Origin of the sequence: Actinomyces oris (genome assembly GCF_001937665.1) — a bacterium.
Classification (GTDB): Bacteria; Actinomycetota; Actinomycetes; order Actinomycetales; family Actinomycetaceae; genus Actinomyces; species Actinomyces stomatis.
The window spans coordinates 40,835-61,311 of sequence record NZ_MSKL01000004.1; the positions used below are offsets into that span (position 1 = coordinate 40,835).

Consider the following 20,477-nt stretch of genomic DNA (forward strand, 5'->3'; position numbering starts at 1 on the left):
CCTGAGAGCGTCAGCGTCTCAGTCTCGGCTCAGGTCTCCCGTGCCGTCCGTGCCCATGGGTGCGACGGGCTCGGCGCCCCAGGTCCCCTGCAGGAACAGTCGGGTCCACAGGCCCGTCGAGGTGGCCCCCCGAGCCATGCGCATGATCTGCTCGGTGCGGGGCATGGGGGCATTGAACGCCTCGAAGGCCATGGGATGGTGAAGCATGGTTCTCATGGAGACCGCTCGTGACAGGGCCGTGCGGGTGCCGGTGACGGTCAGCGCCGCCATGAGCAGGCGCCGCGGCCCTGCGGGGATCCGTGCGGCCGGCGCCTCGAAGAGCTGCGAGGCGGTGCCCGTCGCCTCGGCGTAGGCCTCCGCCGTGAACTGCGCGTACCAGTCGCGAGTGGCGGTCAGGTCCTCCGAGCCCCGCAGCCAGGTGCGCCAGACCTCGGTGTCGAGCATCGGCAGTGCCCAGCCGTATCCGAAGGCCTCGTAGGCCTTGAAGGACTCGTTGATGTACTTGGCCTGACGCTCCTGGAGGTTCACCCGCTCCACGAGCTCCTGGATGGAGCGTCCGCTTCCGGCCAGGTCCTTGCCCCGGCCGATCGGGAAGGAGACCTCCTGGGCGCCCTGCACCACCGCCCGGCGCAGCAGGGGCAGGTGGCGCCACGCGCTGCGGTCCCCCTGGAGCAGTGAGTGGTGCCGGGTCACGGTGGTGAGCACGTCGTTGCGTGACGGTCCGCCCTCGAGCAGGTGCTCGTCATGCATGTTCCCGACGATCGTGTGGCCGGGCAGAAACACCGCGTCGGTGTCGATCAGGGCGCTCCGCCGCATCTGGAGCAGGGCGTACCAGTCCTGGACGTGCGGCAGGGAGGTCAGGCCCCAGGTGCGCTTCTGGAAGTCGACGCCGTCGGGCCCGGCCCAGGTGCGAGCCATCTCGGTGGGGTCCAGGTCGACCGTGAACCAGTCCATCTCGAGCGCCTCGGCCACGCCCCGGGAGATGGCTACCTCGGTGCTGCCCGGCACCCCGTAGGTGAAGGTCACGACGTCACGGGCCCCGTGGCGCTTGAGCCAGACGGCCAGCAGCCGGGAGTCCAGCCCGCCGGAGAGGGGGACCAGGAGCTGGCGGCCGTCGGTCTCCTGAAGAACGCGCTCGACCGCGGTGTCGAGCGCGGTGCGGAAGACATCCGCGAACTCCTCAGGGGACGTGATCGGATCAGCGTCGTAACGGTAGGTCTCCCACGAGCGGCTGCTCCAGGTGCCGTCGGACCTCAGCTCCACCACCGAGCCCGCAGGAGTGGCGTAGACCTCATGGGCCAGCGTCCGCGTCCCCGGCGTGAAGCCCGCGTGCAGGAAGACCTCGGCGGCCTGCTCATCGCGGGCCCAGGTGGGGGCGTGTCGACGCAGCTCCTGAGGGTCGTCGCTGATGATCCAGGTGTCACCCGCGCGGGTGAAGAGGAGGTGGTGGGAACGGGTGCGATCCGTGGTCAGGCGTACGACGCCGTCGCCCGCCTCGATGAGCGTCCACGCCCCGGTGCGCCGGCCGGGCTGCTCCTGCCGCAGGGACTCCAGGTCGCCGGGCCCGGGCGGAAGCGGGCGCCACACGTGGCACTGGCCTGACAGAGGCGACGAGGACGCCGGGGACTCGGTACTCGCGGGACCGTGCGTCCACGTCGAAGATGTCAAGTGAAGCCGGTATCCGGATGCGGTCGTGTCCGTGCGGTCCGTGTGGTCCAAGTCGTGCATGTGGACATGGTAAGCGCCGTATCATACGGAGGGCTGCTACCCGAGCCGCCACCTGAGCATCAATCTGAGTCTCAGCCTGATCCGTCGGAAGGACCAACCCGTATGCGCATCGCCGTCGTCGCCCTGGGCAAGATCGGACTGCCTCTGGCTGTCCAGTACGCAGACAAGGGCCACGAGGTCATCGGAGTCGACGTCAACCCCGCCGTTGTCGAGGCCGTCAACGCCGGGACCGAGCCCTTCCCCGGCGAGGCCCACCTGGCCGAGAAGCTCGCCGCGCTGAGCCCCGCCACCGGCAACGGCGCCCTGCGCGCCACCACCGACTATGCCGAGGCCATCCCGGAGGCCGACGCGATCGTCCTGGTCGTGCCGCTCTTCGTCAATGACGCCACCTGGGAGCCGGACTTCGCCTGGATGGACGACGCCACCCGCTCCCTGGCCGCCCACCTGACCCCCAACACCCTCATCTCCTACGAGACCACTCTGCCCGTGGGCACCCTGCGGGGCCGCTTCAAGCCCATGATCGAGGAGATCAGCGGTCTGAAGGAGGGCGCGGACTTCCACCTCGTCTTCAGTCCCGAGCGGGTTCTCACCGGCCGCGTCTTCGCCGACCTGCGCCGCTACCCCAAGCTCGTGGGCGGCCTGGACGAGGCCGGCACCCAGGCCGGCATCGCCTTCTACGAGTCCGTCCTCGACTTCGACGAGCGCGACGACCTGCCCCGTCCCAACGGCGTGTGGGACATGGGCACCGCCGAGGCCGCTGAGATGGCCAAGCTCGCCGAGACCACCTACCGCGACGTCAACATCGGCCTGGCCAACCAGTTCGCCGTCTACGCGGACAAGGCCGGCTTCGACATCGAGCGCGTCATCGAGGCCTGCAACTCCCAGCCCTACTCCCACATCCACCGCCCCGGCATCGCGGTGGGCGGGCACTGCATCCCGGTCTACCCGCGCCTGTACCTGTCCACCGACCCCGACGCCTCCGTGGTGCGCACCGCCCGCACCTTCAACGCCACGATGCCCGCCTACGTGGTGGGCCGGGCCACCGAGGTGCTCGGTTCGCTCAAGGGGCTGCGCGTCGTCGTGCTGGGAGCCTCCTACCGTGGCAAGGTCAAGGAGACCGCCTTCTCCGGTGTCTTCCCCACCGTGGAGGCCCTGCGTGAGGCCGGCGCCGAGGTCCTCGTTCACGACCCGATGTACACCGACGAGGAACTGTCCGACTTCGGCTGGACCCCCTACCACCTGGGGGAGCAGGTCGACGTCGCCATTGTCCAGGCCGACCACCCCGAGTACGCCGAGCTCACCGCCGCCGACCTGCCCGGGCTGCGCCTCCTGCTGGACGGCCGTCGCGCCACCGATGCCGCCAAGTGGACCGGTGTGCCCCGTCTGACCATCGGCGGAGGCGAGTGACTCCGGAGGCGCACTGAGGTCGGCAGCAGGAATGACTGCGAGCGTGGCGGCCGGGCCGGCCGGAGACTCCGGCTGGATCCTGGCGGCCGCCACGCTCGTCGTGGCCGGTCTGCTGCTGATGCCCGGCTGGATCGTGGGGCGCTCGGCGCGCCTGGCGGCACTCCCGTCGCTGGCGGTGGCTCCCGCGCTCAGCTCGGCGATCATCGGAGTGGCGGAGATCCTCGCCCACGCCCTTGCACTGCCCTGGCGCCCCTGGGGGTGGGCGGTGATCGCCGCCCTGACGGTCGCCTTGGCACTGATGGCGCATCTGATCGCCGGCCCACCGCCCGAGCGCGTGCGACGAGCGGCGCCGCTGGGCCGGGCCGAGCGGATGATCCTGGCCGGGGGGCTGATCGTTGCCGTCGTCGTGCCGGCAGGGGCGATTCTGTCCGTCCTGCCCGGCCCCGCCTACCCCGCACAAACCTTCGACGCCACCTTCCACCTCAACGCGGTGGCGGCCATCCGCGAGGGAGGCAACGCCTCAATGCTGGGGGGCCTCTCCGCCCTCTACTCCGGTCGTGCCGTCTACTACCCCACGGTCTGGCACGGGGCTCTGGCACTGGCGCCGGGCGGCCCGGTCCCGGTCAGCACCGCGGGGGTACTGGCCCTTACCGCGGTGGCCTGGCCGCTGAGCCTGCTGGGGCTGCTCGCCCGGGTCACCGGTCTTGACGCCGCCTGGGAACCGGGGGCGGACGGAGCCCGCCGGCGGCAACGGACCTGCGCAGTCGCCGCGGTGCTCGCACTCAGTGCCGCGGTGGTGGGTTTCCCGCTGCTTCCAATGACGTCCCTGACGGTGTGGCCCTACGCCCTGAGCGTTCTGGGGCTTCCCGGCGTCCTCGTGCTCTACGATCTGCTGCGTCGGGGAACCGGCTCACGGCGTCTCCTTCTGGTGCTGGTCCTGCTCGCCCTGGCCGCGGCCGGCGGCGTGGTGGCCGCGCACGGCACCGGCCTGTTCAACCTCGTCGTCCTGACCCTGCCCTTCCTGGCCGACGCCGTCGTCTCCCTGTGGCGTCGCAGCACCACCAGACGGGGCGGTCGAGCCCTCCTTGCAGCGGGGGCGGTCGTGGCCATGCTGGTCCTGGCCACGGGGACCTGGTTCATGCGCGGCTCCCTGGCCTCCGTCCTGGGCTACCGGCGTCCCGCCGGGGGAGTGGCCGGTGCCGTGGCAACCCTGGGGCAGGCGATCATCGATCTGCCGATGTACGGGACGGTCCCGGGGGCCACCGTGCCCATCGGCATCGTGATCGGCCTGCTCACCCTGGCAGCGGCATGGTCGGCGCGATCGCGGCGAGATCAGCGCCCCTGGCTCATCATGTGGCTGCTGTCGCTGCTCCTCCTGGTCCTGGTGGGTGGACCCCAGTGGGCCGGCCGTCAGCTCGGAGCGCCCTGGTACCTCCAGAAGGCCCGGATCCTTCCGCTCGCCATCCTGCCTGCGTTCGTCCTCCTGGCACAGGCTGGTGCCGGGCGACCCGGACGACGACTGTGGGAGGTGCTGCGCCGGACTGCCTCGCGGGTCAGCGGGGTGCGGCCGGAGCGGGCGGCGGCCGCCATGCTGGTAGCGCTCGTGCTCCTGCCGGTGGCGGCGAGGACGCCCCTGGAGCGCAACCTCGCCGCCTCCGTCTACGACCCGCGGCGCATCCAGTACGGGACCCTGCTGACCAAGGACTCCATCACGCTCATCCGGCGCTCGGGGAGCGTACTGCCCGACGACGCGGTCGTCCTCGGGGCGCCATCGAGGGGGGCGGCCCACCTGTGGTCCCTGGGTGGTGTCCACGTCGTCTACCCGACGCGCGACAAGACTGCACCGGGAACCCCGGGGGCCGCCCTCGCCTCTGCCTGGCCCGCCCTGGGGCAGAAGGGCTCCCAGACCTGCGCACTCCTCAACCGTCTGGGCGTGCGCTACTTCTACAGCAGCTCGGACGCCACGGCCTCGGGCTCGGAGACAGGTGCCGCCCCCCTGCGCTGGGACGCGCGTTTGACCCGGATCCCCAGCGAGGGGCTCGAGCTCGTCGACTCCGAGGGCAGCGCCTCCCTGTGGCGCATCACCGCCTGCGACTGACGGGCCCAGGCGTTCTGCGTTCAGACCTCGGTGTACTGGACCACTGACGGTGGCTCGGCGCAGAGGTCGACCATCCGGGGCACGAGAGTGGTGAAGTGCGCTGAGGCGTTGTGGGCCTCGATCGCGGTGTCGTCGCGCCAGGTCTCGAGCACGACGAAAGAGGCGGTATCGTCCCTGGCCACGCACAGGTCGTAGGCGAGATTGCCGTCCTCGGCCCGTGAGCCCTCCACGAGCTCGCCGGCAAGTGCGCGGAACTCCTCAACGGCGTCGGAACGGACACGGAACGTGGCGATGATACGGATCACGGGGTTCTCCTCACATGGATTCAGGACTGGGACTCCTACGGGAACGCGCACTACTCAGCCGTGCCGGCTCCCAGGTGGCTCGGTCGGTGCCCAGCAGGATGGCGAGGCCGATCGGCGCAACCATGATGATGGGCACCATGTAGCGGAACGGTGTGACGGTGGGCGCCGCGATCAGGAGCGTCGCCCACAGCAGGATCACAGGGGCATAGATCGCCACCCACTCCCGCCGCCCGGCGTAGACGAACCCGACCACGCTCAGTGCCACCACCCACATCCAGGTTCCCGGACCCGGCGTGGCCTCCATGACCCGTACGGCGGTGCCCGCCACCCGCTGCAGCGGCTGCGGCAGGAGCGAGTGGTTGATGACGCCGGCGTTGGCGTAGTCCCGAATCAGCTGGTCCCGGCCGGCCGGGTAGTTCGAGACCGCGGAGATGAAGCGGGACTGCCCATCGGTGCTGATCGGGTCGGCGTCGAAGCGCCACAGGTTGGCGGTATGCACGAGGAATCCTGTGACGAAGGGGCGGGGACAGGCCACCAAGGCCCGCCCCCACGCGGAGAGGAACTGGCCGCGGTGCGTGTCGAGGTAGGCGTTGTTGAAGGTCGGGGAGTCCTTGGTCGGGTCGACGCTGGCGGGCCGGTAGACCTGTTTCCAGACCTCGGGCTCCAGGACGTTGTCGAAGACCTGCCGGCTTGCCGACGGCAGGCAGTCGGCGTCGTGGACCAGTGTGTAGCCGATCATCTGCAGCGGGATCCCCAGGGCCTCCTTGGCGTGCTGGGACTGCGCCGTCGCAGCCGTGGGAACGACGATGATGACCAGGGTGACGGCGCTGACCACCAGCGCTCGGCGCAGGTGCGCCCGCGACCACCACACCATCAGCGCCAGGATCACCAGAACCACCGGCAGGGCGTTGTTGCGCATGAGCGCGAACCCCGCCGGTGCCGCCACCACCACCGCGATGCCGCGCCTGCTCATCAGCACCTGCCCGGCACTGGCGCGCACCACCAGCAGCACCGGGATGAGCAGGGTGGTGAACAGGGAGAAGGCCGCGTCCTTGACCACGGCGAAGGAGTAGTCGGCCACCAGCGGCATGAGCGTGCAGTAGGCGATGAGAAGCCCGGTCACCCGGCGCGAGGCGCCCTGACGGTCCAGGAAGACCGCGACGCCGCTCACGCAGGCCGCCCACAGCAGCATCTGCCCCACCGACAGCAGCACGACGCCGGTCAGATCGCCTCCGACCAGGCGTCCCAGACGGAACAGGACCCCGATCGAAAGTCCGTAGGTGATCGGGTGCTGGGCCCCTGCCCCGATCGGATCCCTCAGGATCCAGGCCGTGTCGTTCATCGAGGCCATCGGCCACAGGTGCGCGTACAGGAGGGACCAACAGATCAGCGGAATCAGGAATGCCAGCAGTGCCAGCCGACGGCGGTCCCTCCACCCCGCCCCGGGCTGCGCTCCGACTTCCTGCGAACGGCGGCTCCTGCGCCGCGCGGCCAGGTCCACCAGCGCCAGGAGCCCCCAGCACGCGGCGCCGCTGAGAACCAGTGCCACCAGGAGACGCACTGGGTTGAAGGAGCCCTCCTGGAGCAGGCCGGTGGCCCGTTGGACCCGCCCCACCACTTGTGAGGCGGCGTCCACCGCTGCGAAGGCCGCCGCGAAGAGAATCGAGGCCGCTGCCCGACGCCGCAGGTGACGGTTTCCCCCCTCCGTCAGGTCCTCGGACCGGTCGGATGGGGAGGCGGAGCGGAACGGGGGCGGTAGGCACAGTGGCACGGGCGTTGATCTCCAGTCCGGGGGCACATGAGAAAGCGCCTCAGCACCGGCACCATTCACACGATCGCCGGGCTCGCAGCGGGTGCCGCTAGAATAGCCCCTACTCAGCACTCGTCCTGATTGGAACCAGGTGGATCTCTCCAAGCTCGATATCGCAGCGATCGTCCCGTGCCACAACGAGGAGGGCGCGATCGCAAAGGTCGTCGCCGACCTCCTGGCGGCCGTTCCCACGATGCGCGTCTTCGTCTATGACAACTGCTCAACCGACCGCACCGCCGAGGTCGCGGCCGCCGCCGGTGCCATCGTTCGCCGTGAGGAGCGCAAGGGCAAGGGCAACGTGGTCCGCCGGGCCTTCGCCGATGTCGAGGCCGATATCTACGTCATGATCGATGGTGATGACACCTATGACGCCGCCGCCCTGCCCGATATGATCGCGGCCCTCCTGGAGGGGCCCTACGACCACGTCCTGGGCGTTCGCCGTGACGTGCAGGAGAAGAGCTCCTACCGCCCCGGCCATGAGGCCGGTAACAAGGCCTTCAACCGCCTGACCTCCCGGGTCTTCGGGACCCACGTCACCGATATGCTCTCCGGCTACCGCGTCTTCTCGCGCCGGTTCGTCAAGTCCTTCCCCGCCATGAGCCGGGAGTTCGAGATCGAGACCGAGCTGACGGTTCATGCCGCCACTCTGCGCGTGCCCCAGGTCGAGGTGCCGGTCGGCTTCAAGGAGCGCGCCGCCGGCACGGAGTCCAAGCTCAACACCTTCTCCGACGGATTCAAGATCCTGGGGCTCATTGGGCGTCTCGTGCGCGATGAGCGCCCCATCCTCTTCTACGGCACCTTGGGGTTCCTCACGTGGGTCGTCGCCGTCGTCCTGGGCATCCCGGTTGTCGGGCACTTCCTGAAGTTCGGCGACGTCCCCCGCTTCCCCACCTTCTTCCTGAGCGTCGGACTGGTGACGCTCGGTTTCCTGTGGATGATGCTGGGGGTCATCCAGGCGGGGCTGCGGCACTCGCGGGCCAACGCCGCCCGCCTGTCATACCTCGCCTACCCGGCCGTCTCGCGCCCGTAGAGGTCTGCCTGACGAACCGGGACGTGCTCCGGGACCGGCGACGGAGACGAGTGTGGAGTCCCTGCAGGGGACCCCACACATCATGAGCCGTCGGCGACGACGCTTCCCGGTTACTGCCCCTGGGCGGCGTACTTGGCCTCGACCTCGGCCTTGAGCGGGCGCCACCAGGCCTCGTTGTCCCGGTACCAGTCGATGGTGGCCTGCAGGCCGGAGCGGAAGTCGGTGAACCTCGGTGCCCAGCCGAGCTCCTCGACCAGCTTGGAGTTGTCGATGGCGTAGCGCATGTCGTGGCCAGGGCGGTCGGCGACGTGCTCGTAGTCGTCGGGCGCGTGGCCCATGAGCTCCAGGATCAGCTCGACGACCTCCTTGTTGTTCTTCTCGCCGTCGGCGCCGATGAGGTAGGTCTCGCCGATGCGGCCCTTCTCGATGATGTCCCACACGGCGTCGTTGTGGTCCAGGACGTGGATCCAGTCGCGCACGTTCTCACCGGCGCCGTAGAGCTTGGGACGCACGCCATCGATGAGGTTGGTGATCTGGCGCGGGATGAACTTCTCGATGTGCTGGTAGGGGCCGTAGTTGTTCGAGCAGTTGGAGATCGTGGCCTCCACGTCGAAGGAGCGCACCCAGGCGCGCACGAGCAGATCGCTTCCGGCCTTGGACGAGGAGTAGGGGGAGGAGGGGTTGTAGGGCGTCGTCGGCTCGAACTTGGCCGGGTCGTCCAGCTCCAGGTCTCCGTAGACCTCGTCGGTGGAGACGTGGTGGAAGCGCGTCTTGTGGCGCCGTGCCGCCTCTAGGAGGGTGAAGGTGCCCACGAGGTTGGTCTGGATGAAGGGGGAGGGGTCTCGCAGCGAGTTGTCGTTGTGGGACTCGGCCGCGAAGTGGACGACGACGTCGGCCTCGGCCACGAGCGGGTCGACGACGTCGGCGTCAGCGATGTCTCCGACGACGAGCGTGACACGGTCATCCAGGTCCGCCAGCGAGCCCTTGTTCCCGGCGTAGGTGAGCTTGTCCAGGACGGTGACGGTGGCGTCCGGGTGACGCACCAGGGTCTGGTGGACGAAGTTGGCGCCAATGAAGCCGGCGCCTCCGGTGATGAGGACGTGCATAGAACTCGCTCCGATATGTGGGAACTGCGGGCGCTGAAGGCCCGTCATGGCCGACGCCATCATGCCACAGGAGCTCGCTCGAGCCCACGAGAGCCCGGGGTGGTCCCATCTGCTCTCCATTGGCGTCCTGCCGCACAATTCGTCCGCGGTGGCGAAATCAGATTGCAACGGTTCGTCGACATCTCGGAAGAACCTTGATCTATCAAGAAAAGATGAGGTCCGTGTCGCGGTCCGGGTGGCTGCGAGCGAGAAATGATGTCAGATGTCTCCGTTTTTATCAGTAAACTATCATTAATCTCTCGGAAACTATTCAGAAATTAAATACCGCCACCCGAGGGATCGGCGTCGGCGGCTGCGGTGGTGAGGCCCGATCGACGCCGGCAGGCATTCACCTCCAAAGGAACCCCATGAAAGTCCCTCGTCCTCGTGTCCGCACTGTCTACCGTGCTGTCGGGCTGGCCGCTCTGGCCCCGCTCCTCCTGTCCGGCCTGGTCCCCGTGGCCGTCGCCGCACCTGAGGCCGGTGACCCCGGTGGCCCGGGCAGCGCCTCCGGTCATGCTGCCGGCTCCGCCGGCCAGGCCGACAGTCCCGCTCCGGTCCAGATCCTCGACCTGACCACCTCCGGCGGACAGGCCACCGATATCGCCCAGTCGGGTCTCGACGACGCCCGGCCTAATACTGGGTCGGGCGCCAATGGTGGCGCTCGGCCTGATGCCGGGTCGGGCGCCAATGGTGACGCTCGGCCTGATGCCGGGTCGGGCGCCACTGGTGACGCCCGGCCTGGTACTGGGTCGGGTACCGGTGGCGACGCCCCGCACGGTCCGGAGGCGTCGACGCCGTCGGCCCAAGGAGCCAGCGGCTCGGGCAGTGGCAACGGTGCCTCGGTGCTCCCGGCGCTGGCGACCGGCGGTCGGGTCCCCTCCGTCCTGCCCGCTGCGACCGACCCGCAGGCCGACGCCGCCCTCCTGACCGACCCGCTTCAGGTGGACCGCTTCCTCGTTGCGGGCTTCACCTGGGCCGGCGGCGCTGACCTTCCCGAGGGCGTGCGCATCTACCTGCGTGTTCGCGAGAACGGCACCTGGTCTCCCTGGTACCTCAATGAGGCGGCTGACTCCGGGCGCGACGACCGCGAGACCGCCGGCACCGGTGAGTTCGTCACCGGCGGGGCCGACGCCGTCCAGGCCTCCGTTGTCGGGAGCTCACTGCCCGCTGGGCTCAAGCTCGTCCTCGTCCCCTCCCAGCCCCAGGGCGAGGAGGTCCTGGACTCGGGTGACGTCTCGACCACCGATGCCACGCCGACACCGGTCGTTGAGGAGGCAGCCGCTTGGCAGCCCGGGCCCGGTCGGGACGAGGTGTCGGGGGATGTAGGTGGGCCGGCTGTTCTGTCGGCTCCGGAGCTGACGACGGCATCCACCACGTCTGCGGTGTCGACCACGACGGCGCTGTCCGAGAGCGCTGTGCCAGCCGCTGTCCCAGCCACTGTGCCGGTCTCAGTGCCGGCTGCTGCGCCGGCTGGGACGACCGCCAACGGGCTGCCGGTGCCGGTCACCACCCGAGCCGAGTGGGGCGCCAACCCCTCCTACATGAGCTGGGACCCCGACTACGAGGACGCCGGTCACGTCGTCGTCCACCACACTGCCGGCACCAACAACTACTCCGCCGGGCAGTCCGCCTCCATCGTGCGGGGCATCTACTACTACCACGCGGTCACCCTGGACTGGGGCGACATCGGCTACAACTTCCTCATCGACAAGTACGGCACCGTCTTCGAAGGACGCTCCGGCTCCGTGGCCGCTCCCGCCGGCGAGATGAGCGTCGGAGCGCACGCCCGCGGCGTCAACACCGGCACCATGGGCCTGTCCATGATGGGCGACTACAGCAGCGTCAGTCCCTCGGATGCTCAGCTGAACGCGGTGGGCAGGATGGCCGGATGGTTCTTCAAGCGCGCCGGCATCGCGGATGCCAACGGCCATGCGGGTCTGCACGTGTGGACCACTGAGCGCTACCAGGCGGGCTCCACCATCTCGATGCCCCGGATCCTGGGGCACCGGGATGTCGGCTACACCACCTGCCCCGGGAACGTCGGCTACTCCAAGCTCAGCGCCATCCGCTCCATCGCGCAGACACAGATCGATGGCGGCTCGGCGTCGTCGACCGCCCCGGGATCCGTGACCCTGCGTGGGGCGATTCTGACGGCCTGGACTGCTGCTGGTGGGGAGCGCTCCAAGATGGGGCTGCCCACGACCAGTGAGATCGCCTCGTCCAAGGGTGGGGTGTATCAGCGTTTTGAGCACGGTGTGGCGTACTGGACCCGGGCGACCGGGGCGCAGTTCGTGGCCGAGCCGGTGCTGAGTGCCTGGGGCGGCTACTGGTACGAGAAGGGCTCGATGGGTTACCCGCGCAGCGGTGTGGTGAGCGGTCCTGGTGGCGGCTTCCGTCAGAGCTTCGAGGGAGGTGTTGCCTACTGGCGTTCCGGGGGCAAGGCCAGCTTCGTGCGTGGGGCGATTCTGACGGCCTGGACTGCTGACGGCCTGGACCGCTGCTGGTGGGGAGCGCTCCAAGATGGGGCTGCCCGTCGGTTATGAGGTCCGCCAAGCAGACGGAACCGTGACCCAGACCTTCGAGAAGGGACGGATCTCCGTTTCACCCACGGGAACGGCGACGATCGGCTGATATCGGATCGAGGCGCGCGGCGGGGCGGTCAGGAGTGCATGAGACACTGGCCGCCCCGCTGTTTCTTCATCAACCGCCTTCGTCGACCAGCCTGCCGGGAAGGGCCGCCACATGAACCGAGGAATCGTCTACTTCCACTTCGATTCTCATCATCAGGTCCGTGACTACGTCGTCCATGCCCTGGCCTCCTTGCGCCCCCATGCGGAGCACATCCTGGTGGTCTCCAACTCTCCCGTCGATGATGCCGACCGGGCTCGGCTGGAGACCTCCTGCGACGAGATCCTTGAGCGCCCCAACGAGGGGCTCGACGTCGGCGCCTACCGGGCCGGGCTGGAGCACCTCGGCTGGGACCGGCTCGCCGACTTCGACGAGCTCATCCTGACCAACCACACCTACTACGCGCCGCTACGACCCTGGGAGGAGGTTCTCACCCGGACCGGAAGCCGGCGCGACATCTCGTTCTGGGGCATGACCGAGCACGGCGTCATGCGCCCCCACCCCTTCCTCGCCAAGCGCGAGCTGCCCCGTCACATCCAGTCGCACTGGATCGCGGTGCGCCGTCGGCTGCTGTCGGACCCGGCCTTCCGGGAGTACTGGGAGCAGATGCCGCCGGTCTCCTCCTACCGCGACTCCATCCAGTGGCACGAGTCGCGCTTCACCGACCACTTCACCGGGATCGGCCACTCCTACGAGGTCGCCTTCCCCGTGGACCGCTACCACTCGGACAACCCGGCCATCGAGGAGGCCCCGGCACTGCTGGCCGATGGCTGCCCCCTGCTCAAGCGCCGGGCGTTCTTCCACGATCCCCTTCACCAGGACCGCCAGGCGGTCGTCGGCGGGGACCTGCTGAAGGCCGCTGCACAGGCGGGCTACAACGAGGACCTCATTCTGTCCGACGTCGTCCATACCGCGGCCGCCCGTGACCTCATCGTCAACGCGGGGCTCACCGAGGTCGTGACCGAGTCCGCCCTCGGGTCCGCAGAGCCCGGCCCAGACGCGAGCTCGCCCGCTCGGCAGCCCTCGGGCTGCGTCGTCGTACACGTCCCGGCAGCAGGGGAGGGGGGCGAGCGCGCCGAGGCGGACGGTCTTGCTCAGCGCCTGGCGAGCCTGCCACCGCACTGGCGGGTGGTGGTCACCTCACCCGAACCGCTGGATGCCGCCGACCTGGAGCGCGTCACCGGCCGCCGCCCAGTGGACGAGGACGGGGCGGCGGGGGACACGGCTGTCGCCTTCCGCGCGGTGCGCGACCTCGATCCGCGCGGAACCATCGCCTTCCTCACCGAGTGCGACGACCTGTGGGATCCCGGGCGCTCCGCCTCCTCCAATGGTGACGGCGTCAGCGATGGCAGCGGTGGCGGCGATGACGGTGTGGACCTCGTCCTGAGGATCACGGCGGGGCCCCTGAACGGTCCCGAGCAGGGGGCCGACAACGTCGCCCGCCGCCAGATCCTCGACTGCCTGCTGGACTCGCCGGGACACGTGGCCGGTCTCATCGACCTCTTCGAGTCTCACCCCAGCCTCGGGGTGGTCATGCCCGCCGCCTGCCACATCGGCTGGCCTCACGGCGGGCCCCAGTGGGACGGCCTGGCCGGCGCGGCCGAGGCCCTGTCCCGGCGGCTCGGCCTGACGGCGGCCCTGGACCCGATCGCCCCGGCGGTGCCGGTCGGCGCCATGTTCCTGGCTCGCCCGGAGGCGCTGCGCACACTGAGTGAGGGGGCCAAGGAGCTGGTGCGGATGACCGAGCAGGCAGCCGCCGACCCCGAGGAGTCGGTGCGGCGTCTGCGGCGCGCCCGCGTCGCCGAGGTGCTCGAGCTGCTGACCGTCTACGCGGCCATGTCCAGCGGCTTCCACCCCCGCGAGGTGCTCACCCCCACCTGGGCCGGGCGGCTCTACGGCGCCCTGGCCTACAAGCAGCGGGCCCTCACCGCGGACCTACCGGCCTACACCGACGAACAGGTCAGGTTCCTGCAGGCCCGGTTCGGGCCCCGGGCCGGGCTGGGGCCGAGAATGCGCTCCTACGTCGATGTCCATCACCCTGAGATGGCGGGCGCCCTCAAACCCGCATACCGTTACGTCACTGGTGGGGCGAAGGGCGTCACCGATGGCGTCAAGGGAGCGGCGAGATCCCTCGGCGGGCGTCTGCGCCCCCGGCGATCCGCGCGGCCCGCCTCCGACGCGTGACGGGATCCCGCCCTTCCACCCCTCCGCCTCATCGTGAGACCCCCACCTGTTAGGATTCCGGTCCATGGCACAGACAGTTCTCGTCACTGGAGCCGGCGGCTACATCGGCCGCCACGTCGTCACCGCACTGCTGGAGCGGGGCCTGACTGTCAAGGCCCTCGACCTGCGGCTCGACGGCGTCGACGAGCGGGCTGAGAAGGTCCAGCTGGAGCTCTTCTCCGGGGACACGGACATCTACGATCAGATGGGGCGCCCCGACGTCGTCCTGCACATGGCCTGGCGCGACGGTTTCAAGCACGCCTCCCACGCCCACCTGGACGACCTGGCCAAGCACTTCCACCTGATCGAGAACCTCTACGCCGGTGGCCTGCCCCAGCTCGCCGTCATGGGCACCATGCATGAGGTCGGCTACTGGGAGGGCGCCATCGATGAGAACTCGCCCTGCGCTCCCGCCTCGCTGTACGGCATCGCCAAGAACGCCCTGCGCGAGGCCACCTTCCTGTCCGCCCAGGCCCACGGCGCCATCGCTCAGTGGATCCGCGCCTACTACATCGTCGGAGACGACAAGTTCGGCAACTCGATCTTCTCCAAGCTCCTGGCAGCCGCCGAGGAGGGGCGCACCACCTTCCCCTTCACCACCGGCAAGAACCGCTACGACTTCATCTCCGTGGACGGCCTGGGCGAGCAGATCGCCGCGATCGTGGACCAGACCGAGGTCGACGGCATCATCAACGCCTGCACCGGCGAACCCATGACCCTGGCCGAGCGCGTCGAGGCCTACATCCGGGACAACGACCTGGGCATCACCCTGGAGTACGGGGCATTTCCGGATCGGCCCTACGACTCACCCGGTGTATGGGGCGATCCGACGAAGATCCGCCGTATCCTCGCATCAAGCGCAAGCTGACGCGTTCGGGTGGACCCGTATCGCCCGCTCTTTCCCCTGCCGCAGTGAGCGGCTCTGAACCACTGTCTAGAAGGGACACCATGGCAACGCTTGGCGAGGACCCGAAGCGACTCGGGATCTTCTTCTTCTTCGACGCCCAGGGCGTCGTGGACTCCTACGTGGAGACTCTGCTCGCCGATATGGTGAAGAACCTCTCCGAGCTGACCATCGTCGTCAACGGCGAGCTGACGGCCAAGAGCTACGCCAAGCTGGGTGCCTTCACGGACAACATCATCCTGCGGGAGAACGAGGGACTGGACGTCTGGGCCTACAAGACGGCCATGGAGAGCCACGGCTGGGAGAGGCTCTCCGAGTTCGATGAGGTCGTGCTGTTCAACGCCACCATCATGGGGCCGGTCTACCCCTTCAAGGAGATGTTCACCGAGATGGCCCGTCGGAACATCGACTTCTGGGGCATCACCTGGTTCCACGAGGTCCCCTTCGACCCCTTCGGCTATGCCGAAGAGGGTTATCTTCCCCGCCACCTCCAGTCCCACTTCCACGCCTACCGCCGCTCCCTGGTCACCTCCAAGGCCTTTCAGGACTACTGGGACGAGATGCCCGAGATCAACGGCTACGAGCAGTCGGTGGGCATGCACGAGGTTCCCTTCACCCAGCGCTTCGAGCGCCTCGGTTTCACCTCCGACGTCTACGTCAACACCGAGGACATGGAGGGCTTCAACTTCAGCCCCATTCTCTTCGCCCCGGTCGAGGTCATCCGGGACAAGCGCTGCCCGATCTTCAAGCGCCGTTCCTTCTTCCGCCCCTACGACGACGTCCTGCGCCAGTCCGTGGGCCAGCCCAGCGCCGAGCTCTACGCCTACCTGCGTGACCACACGGACTTCGATGTCAACCTCATCTGGGACAACGCCCTGCGCTCCATGAACATGGCGGACCTGGTGAAGAACCTCCAGCTCACCTACGTCCTGCCCACGCAGACCGTCACCCGCGAGCCCAAGCAGCAGAAGGTCGCTCTCATCGCGCACCTGTACTACATGGAGCTGGTCGAGCCGACGCTGGAGTACATCCGCAACATGCCCGAGGGCATCGACATCTTCCTGAGCACCTCGAGCCCGGAGAAGGTCGAGCAGGTCAAGGCCGCCTGCCAGGGGCTCCCCTTCAACATCGAGGTGCGCCTCGTGGAGAACCGGGGACGCGACGTCGGCCCCTTCCTCGTGGGGTGGAAGGACGTCGTCCAGAACTACGACGTCGTGTGCTACACCCACGACAAGAAGGTCACCCAGCTCTCCCCGTACTCGGTGGGTGACGGCTTCGCCTACAAGTGCTTCGAGAACCTGCTGCCGACGCGCGACTTCGTCAAGAACGTCATCGCCACCTTCGAGGCCGAGCCGCGCCTGGGCCTCCTGACTCCCACACCGCCGAACCACGCCGACTACTTCCCGGTCTACACCTTGGGCTGGGGCCCGAACTTCGACCGCACTGAGGCGCTCCTGCACGAGCTGGGGATCCATGCCCCCCTCGACCCGGACAAGGAGCCCGTCGCGCCGCTGGGCTCCATGTTCTGGTTCCGTCCCAAGGCCCTCAAGCCACTGTTCGACCACGACTGGCAGTGGGAGGAGTTCCCGCCCGAGCCCTGCGACATCGACGGCACCATCATGCACGCCATCGAGCGCGCTCACGGTTACGTGGCCCAGGGAGCCGGTTACTACTGCGGCTGGCTCTTCTCCGACTCCTTCGCCCGCATTGAGCTGACGAACCTGTCCTTCTACGTGCGCGACCTCACCTCCGCCGTCGCTGACCGCTGGGGCAGGGCCACGGAGACGCAGATGGTGCAGATGATCCAGGCCCCGCCGACAACCCGGCAATGGCTCAAGGGGCGGCTGAATCGGTGGGTTCCGTCGGCCTTCCAACCGGTCCTCAAGGGGCCGGCCAGACGCGCCTACCATAGACTGCGAGGAGCCTAGTATCCGGATGGTGCTGCGATGCCGGACATGACAACGAAACCGGCACAACAAGCAAGGACAAGGACCAGGATCTTCTACCTGGACCTCATCAGGGCTGTGGCCGCTGTGCTCATCGTCCTCACCCACTTCAATGCCCACCTCCGCGATCATGGCGGCGGGTACGTCCTGACCCACGAGCCCTTCGGCATTTACTCGGGTTCGCTGGGTGTCTCCCTGTTCCTCATCATCTCCGGGGCGGCCCTGACGCTCACCTACCGGCGGCCGATCAACCTCAAACGCTTCTACTGGAAGCGCTTCCGCAGCATCTACCCGATGTTCTGGACCGCCTGGATCCTGGGAACGTTCGCCCTCTTCCTCGCCGCCAATGGCAGATCCCCCAACGCAGCCCCAGCGAAGTCCTTCATCCTCACGGTGCTGGGTATTGACGGACTCGCCCAGGCCTTCTACTTCCGGACGATGTATCTGCTGGGCGAGTGGTTCCTCGGTTTCATCCTCCTGTACTACCTCGTCTTCCCGGTGCTGCTGTGGGCTATTGACCGCTTCCCGGTCATCACCGGAGCCGTGCTCCTCGTGGCCTACGCCGCCACCATCGTCATCATGTCGCGTTACTTCCCTGCCTACCCCTCCGCCGCGGTGCTGACCACGCGTCTTCCCGAGCTGGCCTTCGGCAGCTACCTCGTCCTGTACATCCGTCGGCTACACGGGGCCGTGGTGGTTCCGGCGGCAGCGGTTCTGGCCGTCTCAGCCATGTTCCCCGGGAGGATCCCCGAGGACGTGGCTACCACGATCGTCGGGATCTCGGTCTTCCTCATCCTCGTGGTGGCCGGCCGCTACGTGGCGATCCAGCCGGTGCGGGCCGTTGTCAGTCTCATCGCCACGTACTCCTACCCGATCTTCCTCGTCCACCATGTGGTGATCGAACAGGTCCTTGAGAAGATCGACGTCGCCGGCTTCTACCCCATTCAGCGCTACATGCTGTTGGCCGCCGAGTGCGTCATCATCTTCGCCCTGTCGGTGGCGCTGGTGAAGGTCACTGATGTCGTCGTCGGCTTCTTCACCAAGGCATTCCAAGGCATGACCTGGCGGCCCGAGGTCTCCGAGGCTGAACGCTGACCCGCACCGGGGGCGGGTCCGGGTGGTCAGTCACGGCCCGCGGTAGTGGCCTACGACCCCTGGGCGTGTCGAAGGCAACGGCATCTGCTGGCACTATTGGCTCCGGCAGCGCTGAGAATAGTGGCGAGGTCGTGGCGTGCCCCGTCAGCGCGCCATCGGCCCGACTCGACAACCCAAGGGAGACTCTCGTGACCCGTACCTGCCTCGTGACAGGTGGTGCCGGATTCATCGGTTGCGCGATCTCGCGTGACCTGGCTGACGCCTTCGACCGCGTCGTGGCCATGGACAACATGCATCCGCAGATCCACCTGTCCCAGGAGCGCCCCGCGGAGCTCGACGATCGCGTGGAGCTGCGCCGCCTGGACGTGTCCACTGCTGAGGACTGGGACCTCCTCTTCAGTGAGGTCACCCCGGACGTCATCGTCCATCTGGCCGCGGAGACCGGAACCGGTCAGTCCCTCACCGAGGCCTCCCGCCACGCGAGCGTCAACGTCGTCGGCACCACCCAGATGCTCGATGCCCTCGTGCGCCACGAGATCCGCCCCGACAAGATCGTCCTGGCCTCCTCCCGAGCCGTCTACGGCGAGGGGCAGTGGGTCGACGCCGAAGGACGGACCTCCTACCCCGGCCAGCGCACCCACGCAATGCTCGAGGCCGGGCAGTGGGACTTCACCGGCCTGACCCCCTTGGTCCAGTCCTCCACCGCCGTCAAGGCGTCCCCGGCCAATGTCTATGCCGCCACCAAGTTCTGCCAGGAGAACCTGGTGACCTCCTGGTGCGGATCCTTCGGCGTCACCCCGGTGCTCTTCCGGCTTCAGAACGTCTACGGCCCCGGTCAGTCCCTCATCAACCCCTATACCGGCATCGTCTCCCTCTTCGCCCGCCTGGCCAGGTCCGGTCGGTCCATCCCGGTCTACGAGGACGGTCAGATCGTGCGGGACTTCGTCTTCATCGACGACGTCGCCTCCGCCATCGTGGCCGGAGTCCTGCGCTCGCCCGCAGCGGCCCTGCCCTACGACATCGGCCTGGGGGAGCGGACCACCATCATGCAGGTCGCTCAGGCCATCGCCGAGCACTACGGGGCGCCCGCCCCGCACGTCACCGGACAGTTCCGCGACGGTGACGTGCGTGCCGCCTGGGCGGATACCGCGCGTGCCCGTCAGATGCTGGACTGGGAGCCGCGAGTCGGCGTCACCGAGGGCATCAACCGCCTGTGCGACTGGATCGACGCCCAGGAGGGGGCGGTTCCACCGATGCCCACCGGCACAGCGAAGGAGGCGTGAGCCCATGCAGCTGTCTCGACTGCTCCGTTCAGAGGATGCCCGTCAGACACTGGACCTCACCCTGCGGCTGACCCAGCGCTCGGTCTCCTCCGAGTTCAAGGGAACGACGCTGGGCCGTCTGTGGTCCTTCATCAACCCTCTGGCCACCATCGCCATCTTCGCCCTCATCTTCGGCGTCGTCTTCCGCGGAGGCGTGGAGCCGGGCCGCAACTCCGGGATCGACTCCTTCGCACTGTGGATCGGCATCGGGGTGCTCAGCTGGACCTTCTTCTCCAGCGGCATCATGACGTCCATGAATGCCCTCGTGAACAACGCGGGGCTCCTCACCAAGGTCTACTTCCCCCGCCAGGTCCTCATCTACTCCGCGGTGCTGTCCCTGGCCGTGGACTTCGCCTTCGAGCTGCTCGTGCTGGTCATCATCGCCATGATCATGGGGGGCCCCGGGGTCCTCCTCATGATTCCGGCGCTGGTCGTCGTCACCCTGCTGTCGGGCATGTTCGCCGTCGGACTGGGGCTCATCCTGTCCATCGCGACCGTCTACTTCCGGGACCTGGGCCACCTGTGGCAGATCTTCAACCAGATCTGGATGTACGCCTCCGGCGTCGTCTTCCCCTTGACCATGCTCAACGGGGTTCAGAACCGCCTGTTCGACGCCGGTTGGCAGATCAACGGAGCTCCGATCCCCATCGCGACGATCGCTCGGCTCAACCCCGCCGAGACCTACCTCGAGGCCTTCCGATCCTGCCTGTACGACTTCGCCCTGCCGTCACTGCCCGTCTCCCTGGCCTGTCTGGGGTGGGCGGTCGTCATGCTCACGCTGGGCCTGACCTTCTTCCGCCGGCACTCGGCGAGCATCGTTGAGGAGCTCTGAG

General features: G+C 68.2%; 15 protein-coding genes. 11 read left to right on the forward strand and 4 right to left on the reverse strand.

The window, feature by feature from the left end:
* Positions 1-18 precede the first annotated feature (18 nt).
* A complete protein-coding gene (locus tag BKH28_RS01010; RefSeq protein ID WP_256695413.1) occupies positions 19-1,587 on the reverse strand; it encodes an asparagine synthase-related protein in 1,569 nt (522 codons plus the stop codon).
* Between the two features lie 243 nt (positions 1,588-1,830).
* Here BKH28_RS01010 and BKH28_RS01015 point away from each other — a divergent pair, with 243 nt between their 5' ends.
* The gene (locus tag BKH28_RS01015) at positions 1,831-3,135 is read left to right on the forward strand and encodes a nucleotide sugar dehydrogenase (protein ID WP_075417086.1); all 1,305 of its coding nucleotides are present in this window, start codon (positions 1,831-1,833) and stop codon (positions 3,133-3,135) included.
* A gap of 31 nt (positions 3,136-3,166) precedes the next feature.
* Complete coding sequence (locus BKH28_RS01020) at positions 3,167-5,233, forward strand: DUF6541 family protein (protein WP_075417087.1); 2,067 nt, start codon at positions 3,167-3,169, stop codon at positions 5,231-5,233.
* A gap of 20 nt (positions 5,234-5,253) precedes the next feature.
* On the opposite strand, the gene BKH28_RS01025 is transcribed toward BKH28_RS01020, so the two are convergent.
* The gene (locus BKH28_RS01025; RefSeq protein ID WP_075417088.1) at positions 5,254-5,538 is read right to left on the reverse strand and encodes a putative quinol monooxygenase; all 285 of its coding nucleotides are present in this window, start codon (positions 5,536-5,538) and stop codon (positions 5,254-5,256) included.
* A gap of 10 nt (positions 5,539-5,548) precedes the next feature.
* Entirely contained in the window at positions 5,549-7,309 is a 1,761-nt protein-coding gene (locus BKH28_RS01030; RefSeq protein ID WP_081379985.1) for a DUF6020 family protein, read from the reverse strand.
* A gap of 130 nt (positions 7,310-7,439) precedes the next feature.
* Here BKH28_RS01030 and BKH28_RS01035 point away from each other — a divergent pair, with 130 nt between their 5' ends.
* Positions 7,440-8,378, forward strand: a complete 939-nt coding sequence (locus BKH28_RS01035) for a glycosyltransferase (protein ID WP_075417089.1) — start codon at positions 7,440-7,442, stop codon at positions 8,376-8,378.
* A gap of 110 nt (positions 8,379-8,488) precedes the next feature.
* Here the strand turns inward: BKH28_RS01035 and rfbB are convergent, their stop codons facing one another.
* Entirely contained in the window at positions 8,489-9,484 is a 996-nt protein-coding gene (gene rfbB, locus BKH28_RS01040) for a dTDP-glucose 4,6-dehydratase (protein WP_075417090.1), read from the reverse strand.
* Between the two features lie 407 nt (positions 9,485-9,891).
* Here rfbB and BKH28_RS01045 point away from each other — a divergent pair, with 407 nt between their 5' ends.
* The 8 genes from BKH28_RS01045 (at position 9,892) to BKH28_RS01075 (ending at position 20,476) form a co-directional block, all read left to right on the forward strand.
* Entirely contained in the window at positions 9,892-12,069 is a 2,178-nt protein-coding gene (locus tag BKH28_RS01045; RefSeq protein WP_256695414.1) for an N-acetylmuramoyl-L-alanine amidase, read from the forward strand.
* Positions 12,047-12,157: a hypothetical protein gene (locus tag BKH28_RS13975; RefSeq protein ID WP_335342697.1), complete on the forward strand. Its 111-nt coding sequence runs from the start codon at positions 12,047-12,049 to the stop codon at positions 12,155-12,157. Before BKH28_RS01045 ends, BKH28_RS13975 begins: the two co-directional genes overlap by 23 nt.
* A gap of 111 nt (positions 12,158-12,268) precedes the next feature.
* Positions 12,269-14,338 carry a rhamnan synthesis F family protein gene (locus BKH28_RS01050; protein ID WP_075417091.1) on the forward strand — a complete coding sequence of 690 codons (2,070 nt, stop codon included), beginning with the start codon at positions 12,269-12,271 and terminating at the stop codon, positions 14,336-14,338.
* 64 nt (positions 14,339-14,402) lie between these two features.
* The gene (locus BKH28_RS01055) at positions 14,403-15,245 is read left to right on the forward strand and encodes an NAD-dependent epimerase/dehydratase family protein (RefSeq protein ID WP_075417092.1); all 843 of its coding nucleotides are present in this window, start codon (positions 14,403-14,405) and stop codon (positions 15,243-15,245) included.
* Positions 15,246-15,325: 80 nt separating this feature from the next.
* Positions 15,326-17,209 (forward strand): rhamnan synthesis F family protein, encoded by a 1,884-nt coding sequence (locus tag BKH28_RS01060; protein WP_075417093.1) that lies wholly within the window; start codon positions 15,326-15,328, stop codon positions 17,207-17,209.
* 18 nt (positions 17,210-17,227) lie between these two features.
* Positions 17,228-18,322, forward strand: coding sequence for an acyltransferase family protein (locus tag BKH28_RS01065; RefSeq protein ID WP_075417094.1), 1,095 nt, complete (start codon positions 17,228-17,230; stop codon positions 18,320-18,322).
* Positions 18,323-18,510: 188 nt separating this feature from the next.
* Positions 18,511-19,605: an NAD-dependent epimerase/dehydratase family protein gene (locus tag BKH28_RS01070; RefSeq protein WP_075417095.1), complete on the forward strand. Its 1,095-nt coding sequence runs from the start codon at positions 18,511-18,513 to the stop codon at positions 19,603-19,605.
* A gap of 4 nt (positions 19,606-19,609) precedes the next feature.
* Complete coding sequence (locus tag BKH28_RS01075; RefSeq protein ID WP_075417096.1) at positions 19,610-20,476, forward strand: ABC transporter permease; 867 nt, start codon at positions 19,610-19,612, stop codon at positions 20,474-20,476.
* The last annotated feature ends 1 nt before the right edge of the window (position 20,477 follow it).